Origin of the sequence: Tenacibaculum maritimum NCIMB 2154 (assembly GCF_900119795.1) — a bacterium.
GTDB lineage: Bacteria > Bacteroidota > Bacteroidia > Flavobacteriales > Flavobacteriaceae > Polaribacter > Polaribacter maritimus.
Window position 1 is genome coordinate 779,838 of sequence record NZ_LT634361.1, and the last position, 24,078, is coordinate 803,915.

General features: G+C 32.5%; 20 protein-coding genes and 2 tRNA genes. 11 read left to right on the forward strand and 11 right to left on the reverse strand.

Going from position 1 to position 24,078, the window contains the following annotated elements; all coding sequences use genetic code 11:
• Positions 1 to 13 precede the first annotated feature (13 nt).
• Entirely contained in the window at positions 14 to 466 is a 453-nt protein-coding gene (locus tag MARIT_RS03695) for a hypothetical protein (RefSeq protein WP_100210792.1), read from the reverse strand.
• Positions 467 to 582: 116 nt separating this feature from the next.
• Between MARIT_RS03695 and MARIT_RS03700 the strand changes: the two genes are divergently transcribed.
• The gene (locus tag MARIT_RS03700; protein ID WP_100210793.1) at positions 583 to 2,202 is read left to right on the forward strand and encodes a mechanosensitive ion channel family protein; all 1,620 of its coding nucleotides are present in this window, start codon (positions 583 to 585) and stop codon (positions 2,200 to 2,202) included.
• Complete coding sequence (locus MARIT_RS03705) at positions 2,202 to 3,179, forward strand: endonuclease/exonuclease/phosphatase family protein (protein ID WP_100210794.1); 978 nt, start codon at positions 2,202 to 2,204, stop codon at positions 3,177 to 3,179. The genes MARIT_RS03700 and MARIT_RS03705 overlap by 1 nt, the downstream gene beginning before the upstream one ends.
• A gap of 183 nt (positions 3,180 to 3,362) precedes the next feature.
• Here MARIT_RS03705 and MARIT_RS03710 read toward each other — a convergent pair whose 3' ends face one another.
• The 3 genes from MARIT_RS03710 to MARIT_RS03720 all read right to left on the reverse strand — a co-directional run bounded on the left by MARIT_RS03710 (position 3,363) and on the right by MARIT_RS03720 (position 4,664).
• Entirely contained in the window at positions 3,363 to 4,211 is an 849-nt protein-coding gene (locus MARIT_RS03710) for a peptidoglycan recognition protein family protein (protein ID WP_100210795.1), read from the reverse strand.
• A 199-nt stretch (positions 4,212 to 4,410) separates the two neighbouring features.
• Positions 4,411 to 4,486: transfer RNA gene (locus MARIT_RS03715), tRNA-Phe, on the reverse strand.
• 102 nt (positions 4,487 to 4,588) lie between these two features.
• Positions 4,589 to 4,664, reverse strand: a tRNA-Phe gene (locus MARIT_RS03720).
• Positions 4,665 to 4,770: 106 nt separating this feature from the next.
• On the opposite strand from MARIT_RS03720, the gene MARIT_RS03725 reads away from it, so the two are divergent.
• From MARIT_RS03725 to MARIT_RS03755, 6 genes are all read left to right on the forward strand, one after another.
• Complete coding sequence (locus MARIT_RS03725) at positions 4,771 to 5,502, forward strand: type III pantothenate kinase (protein ID WP_024741825.1); 732 nt, start codon at positions 4,771 to 4,773, stop codon at positions 5,500 to 5,502.
• Positions 5,495 to 6,775, forward strand: coding sequence for a hypothetical protein (locus tag MARIT_RS03730; RefSeq protein WP_100210796.1), 1,281 nt, complete (start codon positions 5,495 to 5,497; stop codon positions 6,773 to 6,775). The genes MARIT_RS03725 and MARIT_RS03730 overlap by 8 nt, the downstream gene beginning before the upstream one ends.
• A gap of 14 nt (positions 6,776 to 6,789) precedes the next feature.
• Positions 6,790 to 8,115 carry a hypothetical protein gene (locus MARIT_RS03735; RefSeq protein ID WP_231975188.1) on the forward strand — a complete coding sequence of 442 codons (1,326 nt, stop codon included), beginning with the start codon at positions 6,790 to 6,792 and terminating at the stop codon, positions 8,113 to 8,115.
• 9 nt (positions 8,116 to 8,124) lie between these two features.
• Positions 8,125 to 8,691, forward strand: a complete 567-nt coding sequence (gene lptC, locus MARIT_RS03740; protein WP_231975189.1) for an LPS export ABC transporter periplasmic protein LptC — start codon at positions 8,125 to 8,127, stop codon at positions 8,689 to 8,691.
• A 204-nt stretch (positions 8,692 to 8,895) separates the two neighbouring features.
• Positions 8,896 to 10,188 carry a hemolysin family protein gene (locus MARIT_RS03750; RefSeq protein WP_024741820.1) on the forward strand — a complete coding sequence of 431 codons (1,293 nt, stop codon included), beginning with the start codon at positions 8,896 to 8,898 and terminating at the stop codon, positions 10,186 to 10,188.
• A gap of 154 nt (positions 10,189 to 10,342) precedes the next feature.
• Positions 10,343 to 12,466: a peptidylprolyl isomerase gene (locus MARIT_RS03755; protein WP_100210797.1), complete on the forward strand. Its 2,124-nt coding sequence runs from the start codon at positions 10,343 to 10,345 to the stop codon at positions 12,464 to 12,466.
• Positions 12,467 to 12,542: 76 nt separating this feature from the next.
• On the opposite strand, the gene MARIT_RS03760 is transcribed toward MARIT_RS03755, so the two are convergent.
• From MARIT_RS03760 to lpdA, 3 genes are all read right to left on the reverse strand, one after another.
• Positions 12,543 to 14,351, reverse strand: a complete 1,809-nt coding sequence (locus tag MARIT_RS03760) for a T9SS type A sorting domain-containing protein (protein WP_100210798.1) — start codon at positions 14,349 to 14,351, stop codon at positions 12,543 to 12,545.
• Positions 14,352 to 14,554: 203 nt separating this feature from the next.
• A complete protein-coding gene (locus tag MARIT_RS03765) occupies positions 14,555 to 15,607 on the reverse strand; it encodes a DUF6923 family protein (protein ID WP_157926185.1) in 1,053 nt (350 codons plus the stop codon).
• A gap of 251 nt (positions 15,608 to 15,858) precedes the next feature.
• On the reverse strand, positions 15,859 to 17,259 hold the full coding sequence (lpdA, locus tag MARIT_RS03770; RefSeq protein WP_100210800.1) for a dihydrolipoyl dehydrogenase: 1,401 nt from the start codon (positions 17,257 to 17,259) through the stop codon (positions 15,859 to 15,861).
• Between the two features lie 117 nt (positions 17,260 to 17,376).
• On the opposite strand from lpdA, the gene MARIT_RS03775 reads away from it, so the two are divergent.
• Together MARIT_RS03775 and MARIT_RS03780 are read left to right on the forward strand one after the other, a co-directional pair.
• Positions 17,377 to 17,844, forward strand: coding sequence for a heme-binding domain-containing protein (locus tag MARIT_RS03775; protein ID WP_100210801.1), 468 nt, complete (start codon positions 17,377 to 17,379; stop codon positions 17,842 to 17,844).
• Positions 17,845 to 19,077, forward strand: coding sequence for a glycosyltransferase family 4 protein (locus MARIT_RS03780; RefSeq protein ID WP_100210802.1), 1,233 nt, complete (start codon positions 17,845 to 17,847; stop codon positions 19,075 to 19,077). It abuts the gene before it with no gap.
• 214 nt (positions 19,078 to 19,291) lie between these two features.
• On the opposite strand, the gene MARIT_RS03785 is transcribed toward MARIT_RS03780, so the two are convergent.
• The 4 genes from MARIT_RS03785 to MARIT_RS03800 all read right to left on the reverse strand — a co-directional run bounded on the left by MARIT_RS03785 (position 19,292) and on the right by MARIT_RS03800 (position 23,468).
• Entirely contained in the window at positions 19,292 to 21,313 is a 2,022-nt protein-coding gene (locus MARIT_RS03785; protein ID WP_100210803.1) for a M3 family metallopeptidase, read from the reverse strand.
• A gap of 28 nt (positions 21,314 to 21,341) precedes the next feature.
• Positions 21,342 to 21,821, reverse strand: coding sequence for a 5-(carboxyamino)imidazole ribonucleotide mutase (purE, locus tag MARIT_RS03790; protein WP_024741812.1), 480 nt, complete (start codon positions 21,819 to 21,821; stop codon positions 21,342 to 21,344).
• 1 nt (position 21,822) lies between these two features.
• Positions 21,823 to 22,980, reverse strand: coding sequence for a 5-(carboxyamino)imidazole ribonucleotide synthase (locus MARIT_RS03795; RefSeq protein WP_024741811.1), 1,158 nt, complete (start codon positions 22,978 to 22,980; stop codon positions 21,823 to 21,825).
• Positions 22,981 to 23,045: 65 nt separating this feature from the next.
• Positions 23,046 to 23,468: a Rieske (2Fe-2S) protein gene (locus MARIT_RS03800; protein ID WP_024741810.1), complete on the reverse strand. Its 423-nt coding sequence runs from the start codon at positions 23,466 to 23,468 to the stop codon at positions 23,046 to 23,048.
• Positions 23,469 to 23,580: 112 nt separating this feature from the next.
• On the opposite strand from MARIT_RS03800, the gene greA reads away from it, so the two are divergent.
• On the forward strand, positions 23,581 to 24,054 hold the full coding sequence (gene greA, locus MARIT_RS03805) for a transcription elongation factor GreA (protein ID WP_024741809.1): 474 nt from the start codon (positions 23,581 to 23,583) through the stop codon (positions 24,052 to 24,054).
• The last annotated feature ends 24 nt before the right edge of the window (positions 24,055 to 24,078 follow it).

Consider the following 24,078-nt stretch of genomic DNA (forward strand, 5'->3'; position numbering starts at 1 on the left):
CTAATTAATCAAACTAGTTATCTTCGCTCTTCTTTATATGTTGAGCATATCTTTGTTTCTTTTTATGTCTTTTACGAGTCGCAATTCTTTCGAATTTCTGATATTGTTTTTCGTTTAAAATACGTTTCATATCAGCTTTAAAAGCAATCATTTGATCTAAATGATGGCTTTTTATTTTAAAGCGTTCATCCGCAGATAATTTTTCTCCTTTTTTGCGATGCTCTTTAATAGCTTTTCTCTTTTTATACATTTCTTCTTTTTGCGCTATCTTTTCAAATAATAAAGGCTTAATTTGTTGCTGCTGCTCTTCCGTTAAATCGAGTTTTAAAGTCATTTTTTTAACTTCTAAATCCGTTTTTTGAGCAATAGTCATTCCTTTGCCTTCCCTATACTTATGTCCTTTTTGAGCTTGTGAACTAAAAGAAAAAGTAAATATTAAAATTATTATGAATGCTACTTTTTTCATTGTATCTTATATTTTTCTTATTATTTACACTTCTATGACTGTTAAAAACCAAAAAGGTTTAAATTTGAGTTTTACTTTAACACAAATTAACGTTTTAGTCTTTAAGAAATAAATTAATGAAAAATATACTTGCCATACTCTTATTAATCAGTATCAATACTTTTGCACAAAAGGAGATAACAGTAAATCTTAGCAATCCTAATGCTACCATATACACACATTTATACTTTTTGCAATCAGACTCTTATCAACCAGAAAAGGCGGCTAAAACCATTTTAGATTTGCCAACAAAAGAAGCTGTTAGAAAGGTGAAAAAAATTAAGCAAGTTTTAGATGGAAAAGGCTTGTTTGTTGATTTTAGTAAAGTTCCTACCAACCCTAATTACAACGATACTATAGGATATACAAAATCGTATAAATATGTTTTGTTTCCAGATAGGATGCCACTTATATCGGTAGAAAAAGTAGGCGAAAATTGGTATTATTCAAAAGAAACGATAAGAAATATTGATGCATTGTACAAGGAGGTGTTTCCATGGTATGTACAACAAATTCAAGACAATATTCCAAATGCGGGGCATATAAAACTGCTAGGTGTAGAATTATGGCAAATAATACTTTTATTGTTATTATTATTAGGTGCTTTCATTATTTACAGTATAGCAAAAAGAATTGCTGTTTTTATACTTCAAAAACTCCAGTATAGAATTACTAGAAGTAAGAGCATAGAAATTACATCTGTACTCAAAAAATTAGCCCACCCTGTTAGTTTATTATTGGCAGTTTGGGTTATTGAAAAGATTTTTCCGTCTTTAAGGTTTAACTTAGAAATAAATACTTGGTTTTTCTTAGGGTTGCATATTGTGGCTACTGTTTTTTGGATTTATGTATTTTTAAAGCTAGTTCAAGTAGCAATGAAGGTTTATGAGGAGCTAGCGGAGAAAACACATGGTAGGTTAGACGATCAACTAGTACCTATTTTACGCAATTTTTTAACTGTAATTGTTGTATTTTTAGGAATCTTAAAGCTGCTCACTTTATTAGGTGTAGACACAAGAGCTGTAATAGCAGGAGCATCTATAGGAGGATTAGCAGTAGCATTGGCTTCCCAAGATACGGTTAAGAACCTTATAGGAACTTTTATGATCTTTTTAGATAAACCGTTCCATATAGGAGATTGGGTAGAGGCTGATGGAATTGCAGGAGAAGTAGAAGAGGTGGGTTTCCGATCGAGTAAAATTCGTGCGGCTGATACTTCTATATATCAAATACCCAATAGCAAACTATCTGAAATAACAATTAATAATAAAGGATTAAGGCTGTATAGACGTTATAGAACAACTTTAGGACTACGTTATGATACTCCTCCAGAATTAATAGAAGCTTTTGTAGTGGGAGTAAGAAAAATTATAATAGCACACCCTGAAACTCGATCAGAATCTTACAATGTAGAGTTTACAGGTTTCGGTGATTCTTCTCTATTGATTATGGTAAATGTATATTTTAAATCTTTAGAATGGGGAGTGGAGCAATCATCAAAACATAGGTTTCATATTGCTATTTTAAGATTAGCAGCTGCCCTAGGAGTAGATTTTGCATTTCCGTCATCAACAATTATGGTAGAGCAATTTCCGGGTAAGACCACTACTAATTTAAAATATGAAATTAATCAAGAAAAAATTGATGCAGCGATTGAAAGAACTGTAACTAATTTTTCTAAAAACAAAATGAAATAATGAAGCGTATTTTTCAATTCTTAGGAACAACTATTTTTTTACTATTCATAGCGTCATTGCTATTTTTCGTTTGGGCTTCTTCTCCAACATTAGATGAAAGTGAATATGAGAAGTTGATTAATAAAAAAGGAGATCGGTTAGTGGGTAAAGATTCTGTTTACAGTATTGTTACGTATAATATTGGCTATTTAAGCGGCATGACTAATAATTTGCCAGTGGCAAAGCCTAAAGAGTTATTTACAGAAAATTTAGCACGGGTATTGAAAGAAACGCAGAAGGTAGATCCGGATATTATTGCATTTCAAGAAATTGATTTTGATGCAGCAAGATCGTATCATGTAAATCAGCAAGATGAAATAGCTACATTAGGGTATAATCATATTGCAAAAGCGATTAACTGGGATGAAACATATGTGCCATTTCCTTACTGGCCTCCTAGTATGCATTTTGGAAAAGTAGTTTCAGGGCAATCTATATTGAGTAAGTATCCAATTAAAAATCAGGAACGTATTGTCTTAGAAAGAGTAGAAGACAATCCGTTTTATAGAGATGCCTTATATCTTGAACGCTTGGCACAGGTAGTAACTATTCAGTTAGAAGGAAAAGAGGTGGTTGTGATTAATGTGCATTTAGAGGCTTTTGATAAAGTTACTCGAAAAAAACAATTGGATACAGTTATAGAGATTTTTAAAAAATATGCAGCAACCAATCCTACGATTTTATTAGGAGATTTTAATAGTGATCCTACTTATAAAGAGCCTGTTATTCAAAAGGTATTTGAAATGTTAGATATAGGAAATGCTGCCTTTTCTCCAGGTGATTATGAGTTAACTTTTGATACAAAGCAGCCCTTTGAAAGATTGGATTATATCTTTTATACCAAAAATACAATAGCATATGTAAAAGGAAGGGTTTTAAAAGACTTTGGAGAAGCATCAGATCATCTGCCAGTTGAAATGAGCTTTACACTAAAATAAAGCTTTTGTTTTTGGCAAGATAGTGATGCGTCTCTTTCGTAAGAAATTATAGACGTAATTAGTTTTTACTATTATTTGAGAGGAAAAAAACTTCATAGTATAAACTAAAAAAGTAGTGTTAATAAACTTAAAATCCTCGTTTTATTTTTAAAATGAGGATTTTAAGTTCATAGAGAGTATAATTTATTTGTACTTTTTTAAAAGAGCTTTTAGTATTGCCCATGTTTCATTATCTAAAGTGCCGTCGTGTTTCTCTGGTCTGAAATGATATTGAAAAGCTTTTATTACGCTTTTGGTATCATCATCCCACTCACCAGACTCTTCAATTTTATACCCATACTTTTTAAAATCTCTTTGAACAGATTTGATAAATTCAACTTCATGGGCACTATCTAAAGGAAACTCTTTAATGAATTTGTCTTTATCGAAATAATCATACCAAGCACCAATATTATAATCGTAATATAGTCTTTTCCAAGGAAACTTTGGCCCTGGATCCAACTTTCGAGTAGGAGTTATATCAGCGTGCCCAATTACATTTTCAGGTTTTATTTGATAACGATCAATTATATTCTTTGAAAGTGTAGCAATTTTTTTTACTTGATATTCAGGGAAATCAATAAAAACCTTTTCACCATTTTCAACTAAAAAACCTTTGTTAACAATCTCTATTCCTATGGAACTGAAGTTTAAGTTATTTACCTTACCCCAGTTGCTGGCTCCAGCATGCCATGAACGTTTATTTTCATCTACTAAAAAATGGATTTCTCTATCGTCTTTATCATTTATAAGATAATGAGAGCTCACTTCTCTGGTAGTATTCCCACTTAGAATATTCAAAGAACTGGGGGTGTCAGAAACCGTATAATGAAGTACAAGAAAACGTACTCTATTATCCTGATTTTTAGAAGGGAAATAATCTGTGTTTAACTTATATTCTCGTATTTTTTTTGCATAAGTTATGTTTTTAGGAATTGATTGACAAGATATGACTAAAGCTAAAAGGCTTAAGAGGAAAAGACTATTTTTCATTACCAAATACTTTTGTTTTATTATAAAATAAGATTATTTAAGACAATGAATCCGTTTAAACTAAAGGGGGGTAAAATGAATTTTATGATCTTACTTACAAAAATAGTATTTCGTTTATAGAGCATCTGTTAACAAAAATGCAAAATTAAGTAACTGTCTTTTGAAAAGTAAAAAACCCGAACAAAAGGTTCGGGTTTTATGGTGGTGCCTCCAGGAATCGAACCAGGGACACAAGGATTTTCAGTCCTTTGCTCTACCAACTGAGCTAAGGCACCATGCTTGCTTTCGCTTAGCGGATGCAAATATATAACCTTTTTTTGATTCACCAAATAAAAAAAGATAAAAATAAAAAACCCGAACAAAAAGTTCGGGTTTTATGGTGGTGCCTCCAGGAATCGAACCAGGGACACAAGGATTTTCAGTCCTTTGCTCTACCAACTGAGCTAAGGCACCATGCCTGCTTTCGCTTAGCGGGTGCAAATATATAACCTTTTTTAGCTTTACCAAATAAAATTCTAAAAAATCTATTGTATTTTCGCTATTTCGTAAAACTGAACCAATGAATTTAATAATAGATATAGGTAATACTAGAGGGAAAATAGCTGTTTTTAAGGAAGATATGTTAGTCAAGCTTGCTGTTTTTGAAAAAGAAAAACTCGTTTCAGAAGTGAAAAAAAATATTTCGAAATACGATATCTCAAATAGCATCATATCATCAGTAACGAATATATCTAAGGATATACTTGAAGAAATAAAAAACTTAGGTCCTTTTTTAGAGTTAAATTCAGAAACTCCTGTTCCTTTTACGAACTTATATGAAACGCCAAATACGTTAGGGGTTGATAGGATAGCGTTAGCAGCGGGAGCTGTAGCAAAATATCCTAACCAAAATAAATTAATAATAGATGCGGGCACTTGCATTACTTTTGACTTTGTAAATAAGAAAGATGAATATTTAGGAGGAGCCATATCACTAGGAGTTAAAATACGCTATCAGGCATTGCATACTTTTACGTCAAAATTACCGTTGTTAGAAATGGAATATCCTTCTGCTTTAATTGGAAACAATACAAATAGCGCGATCCATTCAGGTATTATCAATGGAGTTTGTAGTGAAATAGATGGAATTATCAATAAGTATAAAAAGCAATACAGCGATTTAACAGTCGTTTTAACAGGAGGGGACACAAAATTTTTGGCTAAACAATTAAAAAGTAGCATATTTGCGAATCCGAATTTTATTTTGGAGGGATTACGGACTATTTTGATATATAATAAAACGAATGATTAAGAGATCTTTAATTGTATTTTTAATGTTAACAGGAGCAACAATGTTTGCTCAAAGAAATAACTCATCACCTTATTCTTACTTTGGTATAGGAGCCGATTTTAAACCTAAAACAGTAGAACAAGCTTCTATGGGAGGAATTGGAGCGGCTTTAAAGGACACACATCATTTGAATTTTGTAAACCCAGCTTCCAATGCTGATTTGCGTTATGCAACTTATGGATTAGGGGGGGGGACTTCTTTTTTAACGTTGGAAGAGACAAATGCAAGCCAAACAGGTAATTCTACAAGTTTGCGATATATAGCATTGGGGTTTCCTATTGGTAAAAGAGCAGGGCTTTCAGTAGGTTTACAACCACTATCAACTGTTGGATACTCATTGATAAACGAAGAGAAGGATACCGAAGGCAATGTAATAGCATCTACCAAATATACAGGAACAGGGGGAGCTAACAGACTTTATGGAAGTTTTGGTATGTATGTAGCTAAAGGACTTTCTTTAGGGGTTGAAGGAGGTTTTATCTTTGGAAAAATAGATAATAATATTCTGAATAAAAAACTAGATGTTGCATTTGGTACTAAAAATGAAGAAGCAACGACGATAAGAGGAGGAAGGTTAAAAATAGGAGCACAATATGATAAAGAATTGAAAAATAAGTTAAGGTTGACCTTTGGTACTTCTATCCAATTTAAAAACCAATTAAGAACAAGTAGTACAGAAAAGTTGTCAACAGTAGTTGTTGGAGCTGGTGGAGCCGATAGAGATAAGAAATCTATCTTTAGTTCATCAGTAGGAAGCATTGAAAGTCCATTAGAAGTTATTGCAGGTTTTGGAATAGGGAAAACAAATAAATGGTACATTGGTATTGATTCAGAATATCAAAAAGCATTTGAAACAGTAGGTCTAAATAACCAAAGAGGAACTTTGTTTAGATATGAAAATTCTCATACAACTGCTATAGGAGGCTATTATATTCCAAAAATTAACTCCATATCGAGTTATTGGAATAGGGTTACTTATAGAGCTGGTTTGCGCTTTGAAAAAACAGGTTTACAAATAAATGCAGGTAATGGATTTACTTCAATAAAAGACTTTGGCATAAATGTTGGTTTAGGTTTACCACTGCCAAAGCAATTATCTAATGTAAACATTGGATTTGAATACGGTCAAAAGGGGACGACTAATAATAATTTAATAAAGGAAAGCTATTTTAATGTTAGACTCAGTTTATCTCTAAACAGTATAAATTGGTTTAATAAGAGAAAAATAGATTAACGAAAACCAGAAGAATGATGAAAAAAATTACGTATTTACTAGTGGGGCTATCTTTATTCATAGGAATTAAAGTTGTAAATGCTCAAGGAAATCAAGATTGTACAATGAAGTATAACCTTTTTAAAGGGAATGCTATCACCAAAAAATATAATGAAGCGAAACCTGATTTATTATGGTTACTAGATAATTGCCCTACTTTATCTGTAAATATATATAAATATGGAGCTAAAGTAGCAGAAGGAACGTCTGATAAGGAATTAGCAAAGAGAGTTTATGAATCGAGAATAGTAAACTTTCCTAATAAAAAGGCTGCAAAAGCACATAGTGACTACGCAACGTATTTAATTAAGAATAAATTGGCTTCAGATGAAGAGGTGTTTGCTATTTTAGAAAAAGCATACCAGATCTCCCCGAAAGATATGAGTGTGAAAAACATTTATAGATATTTTGAAGGAATTACGAATAACTTTAAAGATAGTAATCCGCAGAAAGTATTTGATACTTATGATGATGTGATGGAATCAGTAGGGGAGAAATTAGATGATTACACTAAAAAAATTAAAAAATTACAAGACAAAAAAGAAGCAGGTAATATAAGTTCTAAAGAAGAAAGAAGATTAAAAGCATATACGATTAATTCGTCTGCTTTAGGTAAAGTAGAAGGAGGGTTGGATGCAATGATTACAGAAATAGCTACTTGTGAAAGGTTAATTCCTATTTATACAAGAGACTTTGATGTAAATAAAGCAGAAACAACATGGTTAAGAAGAGCTGTTTCTAGATTGCATAATAAAGGATGTCAAGAAGATCCATTGTATGAAAAATTAGCGAGAGCTTATGCGGAATCATCTCCTTCTTCAGATGCGTATAATTTCTTAGCGGGAGTTTTAGAAAAAAATGGAGATGCAAGTGGCGCCTCTGAAATGAGAAAAAAAGCATTTGAATTAGAAACAGATCCGTTTAAAAAGGCTAAATTAAAATTAATAGAAGCGCAAGAGGCAAGAAATAGAGGAGGGTTTGGTAAAGCACGAAGTTTAGCAAGGGAAGCATTACAGTTTAATCCAAATATGGGGAAGGCTTATTTGTTAATTGCAGGAATGTATGCTAAAAGCGCAAACTCATGTGGAACTAATGAATTTGAAAAGAAAATGGTATATGTGGCTGCATTAAACATGGCAAGAAAAGCACAGTCTGTAGATCCAGGTTCTAATGCAGGAAGATATATTAGAAGTTATAAAGGTATTATTCCATCTAAAAAATTAGTATTCCAACAAGGGGTTGCTTCAGGGGCATCTTATAAAATAGGATGTTGGATTGGAGAAACAGTTCGCATACCATAATCATTTTTAATGAAAAAATATAAAAAAAATAGGTATATAAACATTGCTGCTATTAGTTTAGTAGCAATGTTTTTTTCTTGTACAAATGATACAAAAAAAGTTAGAGATTTCTTAGCAGATAAGAACTTACCCATAGGTATTGCTAAAAATACGCATCATGTTTATAAAGATTCAGGAAGGGTAAGGTATAAGTTAGTAACACCTTTGTTGTATGATTTTTCGAATAGAAAGGAACATCCTTATAAAGAATTTTTAAAAGGAATTAAAATAGTTACTATTGAAAAGAACGAAAAAGATTCAACCACTATTACAGGAAATTATGCTTTATCATTTGATAAAACAAGAGTTGCAGAGATAAAAGGAAATGTAGTGATTCTTAATCATTCAAAGAGCACGAAACTAGAAACAAACCAATTGTTTTGGGATCAAAAAGAAGGGTATTTCTTTACCGAAGATGGTTTTAGATTGACCACTGAAAAAGATACAATTAATGGTTTTGGCTTTGAGTCTAAGCAAGATTTGTCTAAATGGATAGCAAAGGATATTACAGGTAAAATAGAAACAATAAAAGATTAATGTGATGAATAGAGTTTGGAAATTTTTTCAATATGGTTATTTAATAATAGCAATAATATGTTTGGTAGAAGGGCTGTTAAAATTGAATTCTGACAGGCCAACGGCATATATTTTATTAGCTTTTGCTATATTTATCACTCTAATTTTCTTTTTTAAAAGAAAGTTTAGAAAAAAGGTAGTACAAAGGAATAGTAGTAAGAATTAATGAATATAGAAATTGTTATAATTATAGGGTCAGTACTTCTTTCAGCCTTTTTTTCGGGTATGGAAATAGCTTTCGTTTCTGCAAATAAGTTACATATAGAGTTGGAAAAAAAGCAGCATGGGTTTTTGCCGAAAATTTTAAGAAAGCTTACTCAAAAATCTTCTAAATTCATTACTACAATGCTAGTGGGTAACAATATTTCATTGGTGATTTATAGTTACTTTATGGGAAAAATTTTAATTAATTGGTTTCAACTTTTTTTGCCTTCGGAGTATGGTGTTATAAATTATCTATTGGGCGATTTGAGATTACTGACGCAAACAACAATTTCTACATTATTAATTTTAATTACGGCAGAATTTCTTCCAAAGGCTATTTTTAGAATTTACGCAAATGAAGCATTAAAAATTTTTGCTATTCCAGCGTACTTCTTTTATGTTCTTTTCCATTTTATATCAGAGTTTATAACAAAAATATCAGATTTTTTACTACACTTTTTCTTTAAAGCGAAAGCAAACGAAGAGCAAACAGCATTTAGTAAAGAAGAGTTAGGAAATTATATTACAGAACAACTAGATGGAGGAGGGGAGGCGGAAGAAGTAGATTCTGAGATTCAGATATTTCAAAATGCTTTAGGGTTTCATAAAGTAAAGGCGCGTGAAATTATGGTACCCCGTATAGAAATTACAGCGGTAGATATTCATGAAACAGTAAGTAGTTTAAAAAAACAATTTATAGAAACAGGGTATTCAAAGATTGTAGTTTATAAAAATTCGCTAGATGATATTCTCGGATACGTAAACGCATTTGAATTGTTTAAAAAACCGCGTTCTATAAAAGCCATATTGTTACCTGTAGAAATTGTTCCAGAATCAATGATGGTTAACGATGTTTTAAATACTTTGATAAAGAAAAGAAAAAGTATTGCAGTTGTAGTAGATGAGTATGGAGGAACTTCAGGAATCATCACTGTTGAAGATATTATAGAAGAGCTCTTTGGAGAAATAGAAGACGAACACGATAGTCAAGAATTATTAGAAGAAAAAGTAAATGAAAGAGAATTTAATTTCTCAGCAAGGCTAGAGGTTGATTATTTGAATGAGGAATATAGTTTGTCTTTGTTAAAAGAAGAAGATTATGAAACCTTAGGAGGCTTTATCATTCATCATATAGAAAGCATTCCAAAACAAGGAGATGTTATTACAATAGAGGAATATCATTTCAAAATATTAAAAGTAGGAGCTACTAAAATAGATGAAGTTTATTTAAAAGTGCTAGATAAAGAGGTTTAAAAGTTATTTATTACAGAAAATAAATAGCTAAATTTTAAAAACCTTTGACAACTCAAATCCCCCAAGTTAACTTACAGCAAAACACCTTATAAAAACATTGCATTATTAAATGTGAAATTGTATTTTCGCGTACTGTAAATTAAATAAATGACGTATGGCAATTTTATCGAAGATTAGAGAGCGCTCGATGTTCTTAATTCTTGTAATCGGATTAGCACTTTTTGCTTTTGTATTAGATCCTTCAACGATAGGAGATTTTTTTAACTCATCTAAGCAGAATACTGTTGGGGAAGTAAATGGAGAAGATATTTCTCGACAAGACTTTGCTGAGGCTGTAGAGACTTATAAAGCACAAACAGGTAACAAAGTTTCTGAAATGCAAGCAGCTAAAACTGTTTGGAATAATCTTGTTAGACAAAGAATATATCAAAAGCAATTAGAAGAGGCAGGGATTACAGTTGGAGAATCAGATATTATGAATGCTATATATGAAGCACCATCCATACAAAATGATCCAAGATTTCAGACTGAAGGTGTTTTTGATAAAGAAAAATTAAAGGAACATCTTGCTACCATAAAGGATGAAAATAATGCAGAGTGGAAAGCATGGCAAAATTATATGCTTTCATTAAAGGAAAGTATTGAAAAAAAGACATATGATAATTTAGTATCTGCTGGTTTAGGAGCATCTTTAAAAGAAGGAGAAAACCAGTATTTTACTGAAAATACAAAAGTAGATGCATCATATGTGTATGTTCCTTATACCTCTATTCCTGATAGTACAGTAACTATTAAGAAAAGTGAGGTGAAAAGATACCTAGAAAACCATAGTGCAGATTTTCAAGTAGAGGCTTCAAGAGATATTAGCTTTGTGAAATTTGATGTAGTTCCTACTGCCAAAGATGAAGAAGCTATTAAAAATGAAGTTGCTAAGCTAGTAGAAGATTCTGTAAATGAAAGAAATGTACCTTTAAAAGGGTTGAGAAATACTGTAGATTATGCAGAGTTCTTAGAAGAAAATAAATCGGATTTACCATTGGATGAAAACTTTAAGTTTAAAGTAGAAGTACCTCAGGTAATTGCCGATCAAATTTTTGATGGTAAAAAAGGAGATGTTTTTGGTCCATATAAAGATAAAGAATTCTTTAAATTATCTAAAGTAACAGAAGTTACTAGTATCCCAGATTCAGTAAGAGCAAGTCATATCTTAGTACGATTTGTAGGAACTTCTGGGGCAGCTCCAGAGGTAGTTAAGAGTGAAGAAGAGGCTAAGAAAACAGCGGATAGCTTATTGGCAGTTGTAAAAGCTGACAAAAGTAAATTTGCTGATTTAGCAAAAAAGTTTTCTTCAGATAAAGGGTCTGCGGAAAAAGGAGGAGATTTAGACTGGTTTACTTATAATAGAATGGTTCCTGCTTTTAGAGATTATTGTTTTACTAATAAAAAAGGAGATATTGGAGTAGTAAAGTCACAATTTGGATTTCATATTATTAAGATTGATGACCAAAAGAACTTCCAGAATGTGGTTAAGTTGGTAACTTTGGCTCGTAAAATAGAAGCATCGGAAGAAACTGAAAATGCAATATTTCAAAATGCAGAAACATTTGCTTTAGAGTTAACAAAAGGAGCTAATTTTGATGAATTGGTAAAAGAAAAGAAACTTTCTTCTCAACCAGCCGTAGGGTTGAAGGTGTTAGATGAAAATGTACCAGGAATAGGGGATGAGAGAGAAATTGTAACATGGGCTTTTGGAAAAGATACAGAAATAGGTGCTTTTAAACGTTTTGATATTTCTAATGGAGGACATGTAGTGGCAATCATTACTGGAGTAACTTCTAAAGGTTTAATGCCAGTAGATAAGGCAGTGGCAGAAGTTCGTCCTATTCTAGTAAATGAGAAGAAAGCTAAAATTATAGAAGAAAAAATTAAAGGAGCAACCTTAGCGGATATTGCAGAATCTGTAGGAGTAAGCGTACGTAAAGCAGAAGGAGTTAACTTACAATCACCAACCTTATCAGGTGTTGGATATGAGCCTAAAGTGATTGGAGCAATGATTAATGCAAAAGAAAATGAGGTTTATAAGGATATAGTAGGAGATAGAGGTGTATATGCTTTTGTAGTATCTAAAAAAGAGCTGCCAACGAGTTTAGAGAACTACGATACTTATAGAAAAAGAATAGCAGAGCAGCGAAAAAATCAATCGTATCAAATGTATGAAGCAATTAAAAAAGTTTCTAATATAGAGGATAATGTTTCTGCTTACTACGGAATTCAATAAAAATAAAGAAATAACGTTATAAAAAGACCAGATCATTTTGATCTGGTCTTTTTTGTTTAGGTAGTTTATAAGAAAATTATTGTTTGATAATTTTAAAACTTTTCTTTTTAGCATTGATGGTAATCTTTACAAGATATAGTCCCCTTTGCAATTTATCTGTAGAGATTCTATAAGAGGAATCCGTTCTTATTGATTGGTTATACAGTACTCTTTGACCGTTTAGGTTATAAATTTCGACTATAACTTGATTGTTTTTAGCGCTCGTATTAACTATTTCTAAATGATCTTTAATAAAATTACTTTTTAGCTTAGCAGAAAATTGCGTGCTTTCTTCTGGAGTGCTGAGTGCTTTGATTGGCATATCAGAAATATTTCCTACAGTAAAGCCAGAAACGAGCGACCTGTTAAAATCACTATGAGTACCTGTTAAATGTATGCTATAAACTCCATTATCAAACGAAGAAGTATCCAGGGTAAAGTTATTGGTTACTGAATTATAGGTAAAAGAATATACGTTAGAAGCGTCATTTACTTTGTTGCCATATAAATCAGAAGTTTTGGTAATAATAGCATTTACATCAAAAGTAGCGAGATCAGCTTTGGTATCTTGAAAAGACACTATCAAGTTTTTGTTTTTTTCAAGAGCTTCGTATGTCATTTTCGGACCGTTAGGTTGGTGAATAAAAGCAACAAATTTAGAATTAGCTTCTAGTTGAATAGGGAGTAGCTCTAATTCTTTTTCTTTACTAAGTAGATAGCTACTGTTGTGTTTGTTTGTGGTAAAATCTTTTTTATTTTCAGGAGTTAAATAACCATTGTTAAGAGTTAAGTTAAAGGCATCAGAGCTTACTTTGTGAAAAATATTTAATCTGGCATGTTGATTGCCTTTATCTAAGATTATTTTATCATAAGCGTTTTCAGAGTTGATGATTTGGTAATTACTAATTACTTTACTAGCATAAATAGGAGTATTTCTTGTATTGGGGCTATTTTTTCTTGGATAATAATCCTTTAAGTAGGGTTTTATAAATTTCCAAACATACTGCCCTAAAGCGATATCAATATGGTCTATTTGAGCTTGATTTCGTTTAAAAAGATAATTTCCATTAGGGCGTAAAGTACTGTTATAAGGAGAAACTCCATCATTAGTTCCTTGATGAGTGTATAGGATAGCACCACTAAATAGCATTACAGGAGCTAGTGGAGTACTTCCTTCTGAAAAGGAAGAGCCTCCTAAAATAAAAAACTTTTCAGGTTCATTATAAGGATGATTATCAAAGTATGGGCGAACAACATTATTGCAATAGTAGGTTGTAGAAGTAGCTCCTCCTCCGTTGAGGCTAGTAGCTTTCCAAAGCCAATTAAACCACCATTGTTGGGTTATATCGGCCAGATAGGTTCCCCAATAAGGAGTTCCCAAAGCGAAAACTCGTTTTACTTTATCTTTTTTTCCGTGTGTGTACATTGCTACTTCAGAAGCTTTACCTCCATTGCTGTGAGCTATGATATATAAGTTTTCTACATTGTATTTACGAGTAATAATGTCTATAGATTCGGCTAGCAACTTTCCGTTTACCCACATTCCTTCACCTCTTGTTGTAGCTACAAATACAACTTGATATCCTTCATTAAAAGCATCTTGATAAAAAGTGTTATTTGTAAATAACAGTTGATTTAGGTCAATATACCCATGGTTAAATAAAATAACTTCACCGTTAAAATTAGCGGGTCTAGCTCCGTAATGAATTGTAGATTTTGCTAGTGAGCCTATGAAGAAGGGGCTTACGTTTTCTGGTTTAGGAAGTTGTTTTTCAATAAAACTTTGAGAAAAGGAAGTAAAGGAAATAAGGAAGAAAAAACAAATCCTTAGTAGTTTTGATTTCATTTTGTGTAATTTTTATGTTAACAAATATAAAAATACATAAAAAAAATACATTAAAAATATATTATACGTAAAATTCGTAAATAATCGTTATATACATATTAGATTTGCCATGTAGCTATTTTAAAATAGAACGTATAAAAATATGGCTACAAAACTTAGTTTTGTAGCCATATTTTTATAGGTGATCTTCCAAAAGTTACTACTTATTGCTTTATGAATTTAATAGAAGTTATATTATTAAACTTCAAGAAATAAGTTCCGCTGGCATAGTTGCTGATATCAATTTTTTCTTGATTAGAAATGCTCCCATTCGAAATTGTCACTCCTGATGCGTTAAGAATAGTGTAATTTTTTTTGGATGTTAGATTGGAAAAATATATGAAATCAGTTGAAGGATTTGGGTGTATATTTATTGTTTTATTAAGTGATGATACATCATCGATTGATAGAGTGGTATTTAAACTAACTTTTAAAACTTCACCTTTACTAAAATCAGCAATATAAAGGTTGCTCTCATTTGAGGTTAACGCAGAAGGAAATTCTAATTCTGTTGTAATATCATCAGTAGAAACCGGAGTTGTTTTAGTAGTATCTATTCGTACAACTTTCTTTGCATTTAGTTCAGAAATATAAAGGTAGTTTCCACTTAGAGTTAATGCGTTGGGAAAATTTAGTCCAGTTGTAATTTCTACAGGAGTAGGAGAATTTTCAGCAAGATCTATTTTGAAGATTTTACCTCCATTTATTTCAGAAACATAGAGATCGTTTCCATTTAGGGTTAGCCCATAAGAAGAAGTTAGATTTACCATTAGATTTGTAACAACAGCTGGACTTTCTGTAATATCTATTTTTAAGATTCTATCATTTTGACTAACATAAAGGTAATTTTCGTTTAAAGCTAATGCATTAGGAAAATTTAACCCAGTTACAACATCTGTAGGAGTAGGAGAGGATTCAGTAATGTCTATTTTTGAAATTTTATTGTGATTCTGAGTAAAATAAAGGTTGTTTCCTTTGAATGCTAGTGCAGTAGGAGAACTTAATCCTGTTACAACATCTATAAGAGTAGGAGAAGCTTCCGTAATGTCTATTTTTGAAATTTTATTTCCACCTGATTCAGCAATATAAAGATCCTTTCCGTTTAATACGAGCGCTCTAGGAGAATTTAACCCCGTTATCACGCTAGTTTGCGCAATAATTAGATTTTCATTTAAAATGAAAATTATAGCTAGGAATAAAAAATAAATTTGTTTCATGATTCTTAATTTAGTGTTTGTTAAATTTTGCGGGGCGAATTTACGAATAAACTTGGCATTGAATAATAAGGACGTGAGCATTTTATGAAATTATTAAGAAGTGTTTTTTAAGGTTTACAGCGTCATATTTCTTGCTGATACTAAAGCAACTTTTTGTATTTATACTAGTTATGATTTACAAAAGGAATTAATTTATAAACTAAAAGAGGCTGCCTTTTCAGACAGCCTCTTTTAGTTTATATAATTTTATACTAGGCGTTTAGAGGTTTTCCATCCCAAGCAGCTTTTGCAGCTTCTTTTACCGCTTCTGAATAGGTAGGATGCCCATGGCAAATACGAGCGATATCTTCTGCTGAGGCTCTAAATTCCATAGCTACGGCAGCTTCCATTATTAAATCAGCAGCGCGGGCTCCAACAATGTGGACTCCTAAGACTTCATCAGTATTTTTATCAGCTAATACCTTTACAAAACCATCAATATCTCCGCTTGCGCGTGAGCGACCTAATGCCCTCATAGAAAATTTCCCTGCTTTATATGCGATACCAGCAGTTTTTAATTCGTCTTCTGTTTTGCCAACAGCAGCAACCTCTGGCCAAGTATATACAATACCAGGGATTAAATTATAATCGATATGAGGTTTTTGGCCAGCTAAATACTCCGCAACAACAACGCCTTCTTCTTCTGCTTTATGAGCAAGCATCGCTCCTTCAACAACATCACCGATTGCATATATATTAGAAATATTCGTTTGTAAGTGACTGTTAACGGCTACCTGATTTCTTTCATTTAGTTTTACCCCAGCATTTTCTAAAGCTAAACCTTCCGTGTATGGTTTACGACCAACAGCAACTAAACAATAGTCTCCTTTAAACTCTACTTCAGCTCCTTTTTTATTTGTAGCTTTAACGATGACCTCTTCTCCCTTTCTTTCTACAGCGGTTACACCATGACTTACGTTAAATTTAACACCTTGTTTTTTGAGGACTTTAGTAAGTTCTTTAGAAACATCGGCATCCATTGTTGGAGTAATTTTTGGAGCATACTCAATAACAGTAACTTCGGCTCCTAATCGTTTATAAACAGAACCTAATTCCAATCCAATAACTCCACCACCAATTACTAATAAATGTTTAGGAACTTCTTTTAGTTTCAAAGCTTCTGTAGAAGTAATTATTCTTTCCTTGTCTAGAGAAATAAAAGGTAGTGTTGATGGTTTAGATCCAGTTGCTATAATGGTGTTAGTACCTTCAATGATTTCCTCGGTATCATCATTTTTTGTGATTTTGACATGTGTAGCATCCACAAAAGAACCTAACCCTTCAAAAACAGCTATATTGTTTTTATCCATTAAGTACTTGATTCCTCCCGTAGTTTGTTCAACAACTTTTGCTTTTCGCTCCACCATTTTACCAAAGTCGAATGCAGGATTTTCAACAGAAATTCCATGCTCTTCAAAATGATGAACAGCGTCATAATAGTGATGAGAACTATCTAAAAGAGCCTTTGAAGGAATACATCCAACGTTTAAACAAGTTCCTCCTAAGGTTGCGTATTTTTCAATAATAGCAACTTTTTTTCCTAATTGAGAAGCTCTAACCGCGGCAATATAACCTCCAGGACCAGAACCAATAACGATAATATCGTATTTCATGAGTTATTTTTTATTTTATTTTGAAGTCTCATTTTAAGCTACAAAAATACAATTATTTATATATAAAATTTAATCTTCATAAGAATTACTATATTTAGACGCTAAAATTAATACCATATGAAAATTTCACCAAAAGGGGGCTTGTTAATAGTGCTTGTTTTTGCAGGAATGCAATTTTTTAAACCGAATAAAAATGAAGGAGAATCAAGTTCGTTAACGTATTTTATAACAGAAACGAAAGCAAATAAAGAAGTGGTAGAAGTTCTTAAATCGGCATGTTTTGATTGTCATAGTAGCATTACAAAATACCCTTGGTACTATAATATAACACCTGTTAATTATTGGATGGCGCATCATATTGAAGAAGGAAAGGAGCATTTAAATCTTTCTGAATGGCAGTCTTACTCACTAAAAAAGAAGGCACATAAAATGGAGGAAATTTATGAGGAGATGGAAGAAAGAGAAATGCCTTTAAAATCATATACTTGGACGCATGCAGATGCTAGGTTAACAGAAAACCAGATAAAAACTATTGTAGATTGGGCTAAGGAACAGGAATCTATTTACGAGGCGAAACTAAATTAAATGAATAAGGTTTTAATTATCGGTTATGTTTGGGTAGCACCTAATTCTTCAGCTGCAGGAAGTAGAATGTTGCAATTAATAACATTGTTTCAGAAGGAAGGATATGAAGTTACTTTTGCATCACCAGCTCAAAGAAGTGAAAGAGCAATGGATTTATCATTGTTGCATGTTAAAGAGAGCCCTATAGAGTTGAATGATAGTTCTTTTGATTCCTTTATTCAAAAAATGAAACCCTCTATAGTGTTATTCGATCGTTTTATGATGGAAGAGCAGTTTGGTTGGAGGGTAGCTGAATATTCGCCAAATTCATTACGTATATTAGATACAGAAGATTTACATTGCCTGAGAAAAACACGCCATGAACAGCTTAAGAAGGGAGAAAGTTTTTCAGTAGAAGATTTATTAAGTGCAACTATTGCCAAAAGGGAGATAGCTGCTATTTTACGATGTGACATGTCATTGATTATTTCTAGCTATGAAATGGAGTTACTTCAAACAGTTTTTAAGATAGATAGAAACTTACTGTATTACCTTCCGTTTTTATTACCTAAGGTAGAAAAGGAAAAACGTATTTCTTGGAAGACTTTTGAAGAAAGAAGTCATTTTGTTTGTATAGGAAATTTTTTACACGCTCCTAATGTTGATGCTGTTTTACAAATGAAAAAGAGAATATGGAAAAACATAAGAAAGCAATTGCCTAAAGTAGAGTTACATATTTACGGAGCGTATATGACTCAACAAATAGCTCAATTGCATAATGAAAAAGAGGGCTTTTTAGTAAAAGGATACGCCAAGGAGGCGAAAAAGGTAGTTGAGAACGCGCGAGTAGTAATTGCTCCGTTAAGATTTGGGGCGGGTATAAAAGGAAAGTTAACAGAAGGAATGAGTAATGGTACCCCCAGTATTACTACTTCAATAGGAGCAGAAGGAATGCACGCAAATTTACCGTGGAATGGTTTTGTTGAGGATGATTTTGAAGTATTTTCAGAAAAAGCAGTAACGTTGTATGAGAACGAAAATGTGTGGAAAAAAGCCCAACAAAAAGGAATCGCTATTATTAATCAGGTTTATGACAAAGAGCGCTTAGGAACTTCTTTTATTATGCAGGTGAAGAAGCTTCAAAAAGGTCTGGAATTGCATAGGCAACAAAATTTTTTAGGAAGGGTATTACAGCACCAAACATTGCAAGCTACTAAGTATATGAGTAAGTGGATTGAAGAGAAAAATAAATAAAGTGATTTTGATATGGTTACCTATGCATAATTGTTTTGTAAAAACAAAGGCTTACTATATAAAAATCATAGTTAAGATAAAATAGCCCAGAACCCCAATCTGCCATTAAAAAAGGAATTACCCCAAAAGATAATTCCTTTTAATTTGAGTTATAATTTGCCATGAAGCCTGAAAAATTTTCTTATTTCGGTAATTTCAAATGGTAAATCCGTAATTAAATTAAACCAGCTCGTTTTAACAGAGCATCTGATTTTGGCTCTTTGCCGCGAAAGCGTTTGTATAATTGCATTGGTTTTTCTGTACCTCCCTTTGAAAGTATATGGTTTTTAAATTTATCGGCAACTTCTTTATTGAAAATTCCCTTTTCTAAAAAATATTCAAAAGCATCAGCATCGAGTACCTCTGCCCATTTGTAAGAATAATAACCTGCTGAATAGCCTCCTTGAAAAATATGAGAAAAAGAAGTACTCATACAATTTTCAGTAACATCAGGATATAGTTGTGTTTCTGTAAAAGAAGCCGTTTCAAAATCTTTAACAGAAGTAATCGTTTCTGGAGAGCTGCCAGCATGCCAAGCCATATCTAATAAGCCAAAGCTTAATTGGCGTAAAGTTTGCATTCCTTCCTGGAAACTAGCGGATTCTTTTATTTTTTCAACATATTCCATAGGGATGATTTCTCCAGTTTCGTAATGTTTTGCAAATAATTCTAAAGCTTCCTTCTCATAGCACCAATTTTCGAATATTTGGCTAGGGAGTTCAACAAAATCCCAAGAAACAGAAGTTCCAGACAAGCTACTGTAAGTAGTATTAGCAAGCATTCCATGTAATGCATGACCAAATTCATGGAATAAGGTAGTCACTTCATTAAAGGTTAATAAAGAAGGTTTGGTTTTAGTAGGCTTAGTGAAATTACATACAATAGAAATGTGAGGGCGTTCATTTATTCCATTTTTTATTTGCTGGCTTTTATAGGAAGTCATCCAAGCCCCGTTACGTTTTCCTGCCCTTGGGTGAAAATCAGCATATAGGTAAGCTATAAAGTGCCCATCATTATCTGTTACAGTATATGTTTTTACATCTTTATGATAGGTGTCAATAGTATCTACTTCTTTGAACTGTAAGTCGAATAATTTATGTGCGATTAGAAAAGCACCATTAATAACGTTCTCTAGTTTAAAATAAGGTTTTAAAGTTTCTTGATCTAAGCTAAAAAGTTCTTTTTTAAGTTTTTCAGAATAATAAGCACCGTCCCATTTTTGGAGTTGCTCTATCCCGTCTAACTTTCTCGCATAATTTTCTAAATTGGCAAATTCGCGCTTTGCAGCAGGTTTTGCCTTTTCTAATAAATCATTGGCAAAAGCGAATACTGTTTCTGGTGATGCAGCCATTCTTTCCTCCAAAACAAAATGAGCATGGGTTTCATAACCTAGTAAATTAGCTCTTTTATGACGAAGTTTTACAATATTTAAAACGATTTCCTCATTGTTATGCTCCTTTTTTTGAAAAGCTTTTCTACCAAAAGCGATGGCTAATTTTTTTCGTAGTTCGCGATTATCAGCATAGGTCATAAAAGGAATATAGCTAGGATAGTCTAAGGTAATAATCCAACCTTCTTTTTCTTTAGCTTTGGCAAGTTCTTTTGCTGCTTCTTTAGCACTTTCAGGCAACCCCTTTAGGTCGCTTTCATCAGTTAAGTGCATTTCAAAAGCATTCGTTTCTGCTAACACATTTTCTCCAAATTGAAGAGAAAGTTTTGATAACTCAGCATCTAATTTACGAAGTTTAGCTTTGTCTGCTTCATCTAAATTAGCACCGTTTCTTGCAAAGCTTTTATATTGTTTATCAAGCAAAGTAGCTTGTTCAGGAGTTAAATTTAGTTGTGCTCTTTGGGCATATACGGCTTTTACCCTTTCAAAAAGAGTACGATTTAACATCATGTCGTTTTTAAAATCACTTAACCAAGGCGATATTTCTTTCGCTATTTTTTGAATAGCTTCATTGGTTTCTGCTGAGTTTAAATTAAAGAAAATAGCAGTGATTCTATTTAATCTTTCCCCTACAAAATCTAAAGCAACAATAGTATTTTCAAAAGTAGGAGCTTCAGTATTTTGAGTAATGCTACGTATTTCTTCTTTCGCTATTTTTATTGCCTCGGAAATAGCAGGCATATAATTTTCTGAAGAAATGTTAGAAAAAGGAGCTGTATTAAAATCTAGTAATAATGGATTATTCATTTTTAATTTGACATATTTAATGATATTATTATGCTTTTACTCGTTCAGAAGCCTTTTCAACTTTTAGTTTCAAACCTTCTTTATAAGCTATTATCTTATCTAGAACGCATTTGTCAGAAGTACTAATAATTTGAGCAGCCAAAATTCCTGCATTCTTAGCTCCATTGAGAGCTACGGTAGCAACGGGTACTCCTCCAGGCATTTGGAGTATTGATAAAACAGAATCCCATCCATCAATAGAATTTCTGCTTTTTACAGGAACCCCTATTACAGGTAAAGGGCTCATAGAAGCAACCATTCCTGGTAAATGAGCAGCACCACCGGCCCCTGCAATAATTACTTTTATACCTCTTTTGTGTGCGTTTTTAGAATAATCTACCAATTTTTCAGGAGTCCTATGTGCTGATACGATATCTACTTCTATCTGGATATCAAAACTTTCTAAAATATCAATTGCTTCTTGCATTACTGGAAGATCTGAGTCGCTTCCCATTATAATTCCTATCATCTTATTTGCTAACTACTTTTATGGTTTCTTTAACTATTTGCGCAATTTCTCTTGCTTTATTTATGTCTTTATTAACTATGGTAACATGCCCCATTTTTCGAAAGGGTTTGGTTGTTTTTTTTCCGTAAAGATGAGGAGTAACGCCATCCATTTCTAATATTTTATCTATGTTTTTATAAGTAACATCTCCTGTAAAATTTTCTTCACCAACCAAATTAACCATAATTCCAGCAAGTTTACTTTCTGTACTTCCAAGCGGAAGGTTTAAAATACTTCTCAAGTGTTGCTCAAATTGGCTTGTATAGCTAGCTTCAATAGAGTAGTGCCCTGAATTATGCGTTCTCGGGGCCACTTCGTTTACCAAAATTTCATCATTTTCTGTTAGAAACATCTCAACAGCTAATAAGCCAACAAAGTCAAATGAATTTGCAACTTTTAAGGCAATCTCTTGTGCTTTTTGAGCAATAGTAGGCGCAATTCTCGCAGGGCAAATAACGTACTCTACTTGGTTTGCTTCTGGATGAAACTCCATTTCTACAACGGGGTATGTCTTTATTTCGCCATTTTGGTTCCTTGCAACAATGACGGCTAATTCATTTTTAAATGGGACTAATTTTTCAGCGATGCATTCTCCAGAGGGTAAATTTTCTAAGTCGTCAAAATTGCGAACTATTTTTACCCCTGTTCCGTCATATCCAAATCTGGCAGCTTTCCATACAAAAGGGAATGCTATAATGCCGTTTTGAAAAGAATGTTTTAATTCTTCTAAATAGGCATAGTGAGAATAGGTTGCTGTAGGGATATTATGATCTTTATAAAAATTTTTTTGCTGCGCTTTATTTTGAATAATGCGTATGTTTTTAGGTTTTGGATAGATAATTACCCCTTCTGCTTCTAATTTATCAAGGGCATCAATATTAACATTTTCAATTTCAATGGTGAGAAGATCTACTCTTTTACCAAAATTATAAACAGTATCAAAATCTAATAAATCGCCTTGATGAAATTCATTGCATATTGTTGCGCAAGGAGCTTCAGGGTTTTTATCTAAAATAGCAGTATAGATATCAAGCTTTTGAGTTTCAGAAAGTAACATCCGACCTAATTGTCCGCCACCTAAAACTCCTAGTTTGAAGTTTGAAGAAAAATAATTATTCACGATAAATATGTTAGTGTGTTGTTGTTATCGCAAAAATAAGAATCTAATTTTACTAAAAGCTGATATTAATTAGTTATTTGAATGCTGGTTCCATTTTGATTTACAGTATAGGTTCTAGCTCCGCAATTACAGTCTCCCTTTGTAGGGCATCCGTTAAGCATACTGTACCTACTATTGTCACAAGAACATTCTAAAAAAGGAGCGTTAACAGTCATAGGAGCATTACAGTCTCTTTTAGGGCATTGTCTATCTAAGGCAACTATGTTTGAAAAACTCCCTCCTGTAGTCCCTTTGTTAAAAAGTACAATACCGTTAATGCCTCCTGAAATGACAGCAGTTCCAGAAGGAGTTAATATTCCGTTTAATTGAGGAGTGTTAAGGTCTAAGCTAATAGTAGCAATGGTATTTTGGAAACAATTGTTAATGATTGTATCAGAGCCACAGCTAATTAAAGATGCTAGAATAACCGTAAGAAAGGCTTTTTTCATGTTTAAGCTATTAGGATATTTGTAAAACGAAGGCAAGTTACAAATATTTTGTACATTTGTAAGACAATCTCATTCTGATTAGTCGGTCTGAGATTTTTAAATTTAAAAAGTTATGAGTAACGTATCATATTATACACCAGAAGGACTCAAAAAGTTAAAAGAGGAGTTGGCTCAATTGGAGCAGGTAGAAAGACCAAGAGTTTCGCAGGAAATAGCGGACGCTAGAGATAAAGGAGATCTAAGTGAAAATGCAGAGTATCATGCAGCAAAAGAAGAGCAATCTTTATTAGAATTTAAAATAGCAAAATTAAAAAATGTAGTTTCTAATGCTCGTATTATTGATGAAAGTCAGTTAGATACTTCTAAAATATTAATACATTCTGTTGTAAAGTTGAAAAATACAGCTAATGGAATGGAGTTTGTTTATACGTTAGTAGCAGATTCAGAAACGGATGTTAGTAATGGGAAGTTATCTGTAAACTCTCCTATAGGAAAAGGTTTGTTAGGGAAAAAAGTTGGTGAAACAGCTGAAATTAAGGTGCCTAATGGTATCATGAAGTTTGAAATAGTAGAAATTTCTAGATAAACAACCTAGTTAGATTATTAATCG

What these genes read in the sequence shown, in the direction of transcription:
- purE (WP_024741812.1), bottom strand. Translation starts at nt 21,821, where the DNA reads ATGATAGGAATTATAATGGGAAGCGACTCAGATCTTCCAGTAATGCAA.
- MARIT_RS03760 (WP_100210798.1), bottom strand. Translation starts at nt 14,351, where the DNA reads ATGAAATCAAAACTACTAAGGATTTGTTTTTTCTTCCTTATTTCCTTT.
- MARIT_RS03710 (WP_100210795.1), bottom strand. Translation starts at nt 4,211, where the DNA reads ATGAAAAATAGTCTTTTCCTCTTAAGCCTTTTAGCTTTAGTCATATCT.
- MARIT_RS03765 (WP_157926185.1), bottom strand. Translation starts at nt 15,607, where the DNA reads ATGAAACAAATTTATTTTTTATTCCTAGCTATAATTTTCATTTTAAAT.
- greA (WP_024741809.1), top strand. Translation starts at nt 23,581, where the DNA reads ATGAGTAACGTATCATATTATACACCAGAAGGACTCAAAAAGTTAAAA.
- lptC (WP_231975189.1), top strand. Translation starts at nt 8,125, where the DNA reads ATGAAAAAATATAAAAAAAATAGGTATATAAACATTGCTGCTATTAGT.
- MARIT_RS03750 (WP_024741820.1), top strand. Translation starts at nt 8,896, where the DNA reads ATGAATATAGAAATTGTTATAATTATAGGGTCAGTACTTCTTTCAGCC.
- MARIT_RS03695 (WP_100210792.1), bottom strand. Translation starts at nt 466, where the DNA reads ATGAAAAAAGTAGCATTCATAATAATTTTAATATTTACTTTTTCTTTT.
- MARIT_RS03755 (WP_100210797.1), top strand. Translation starts at nt 10,343, where the DNA reads ATGGCAATTTTATCGAAGATTAGAGAGCGCTCGATGTTCTTAATTCTT.
- MARIT_RS03725 (WP_024741825.1), top strand. Translation starts at nt 4,771, where the DNA reads ATGAATTTAATAATAGATATAGGTAATACTAGAGGGAAAATAGCTGTT.
- MARIT_RS03800 (WP_024741810.1), bottom strand. Translation starts at nt 23,468, where the DNA reads ATGAAAAAAGCCTTTCTTACGGTTATTCTAGCATCTTTAATTAGCTGT.
- MARIT_RS03775 (WP_100210801.1), top strand. Translation starts at nt 17,377, where the DNA reads ATGAAAATTTCACCAAAAGGGGGCTTGTTAATAGTGCTTGTTTTTGCA.
- MARIT_RS03780 (WP_100210802.1), top strand. Translation starts at nt 17,845, where the DNA reads ATGAATAAGGTTTTAATTATCGGTTATGTTTGGGTAGCACCTAATTCT.
- MARIT_RS03730 (WP_100210796.1), top strand. Translation starts at nt 5,495, where the DNA reads ATGATTAAGAGATCTTTAATTGTATTTTTAATGTTAACAGGAGCAACA.
- MARIT_RS03735 (WP_231975188.1), top strand. Translation starts at nt 6,790, where the DNA reads ATGATGAAAAAAATTACGTATTTACTAGTGGGGCTATCTTTATTCATA.
- MARIT_RS03785 (WP_100210803.1), bottom strand. Translation starts at nt 21,313, where the DNA reads ATGAATAATCCATTATTACTAGATTTTAATACAGCTCCTTTTTCTAAC.
- MARIT_RS03700 (WP_100210793.1), top strand. Translation starts at nt 583, where the DNA reads ATGAAAAATATACTTGCCATACTCTTATTAATCAGTATCAATACTTTT.
- MARIT_RS03705 (WP_100210794.1), top strand. Translation starts at nt 2,202, where the DNA reads ATGAAGCGTATTTTTCAATTCTTAGGAACAACTATTTTTTTACTATTC.
- lpdA (WP_100210800.1), bottom strand. Translation starts at nt 17,259, where the DNA reads ATGAAATACGATATTATCGTTATTGGTTCTGGTCCTGGAGGTTATATT.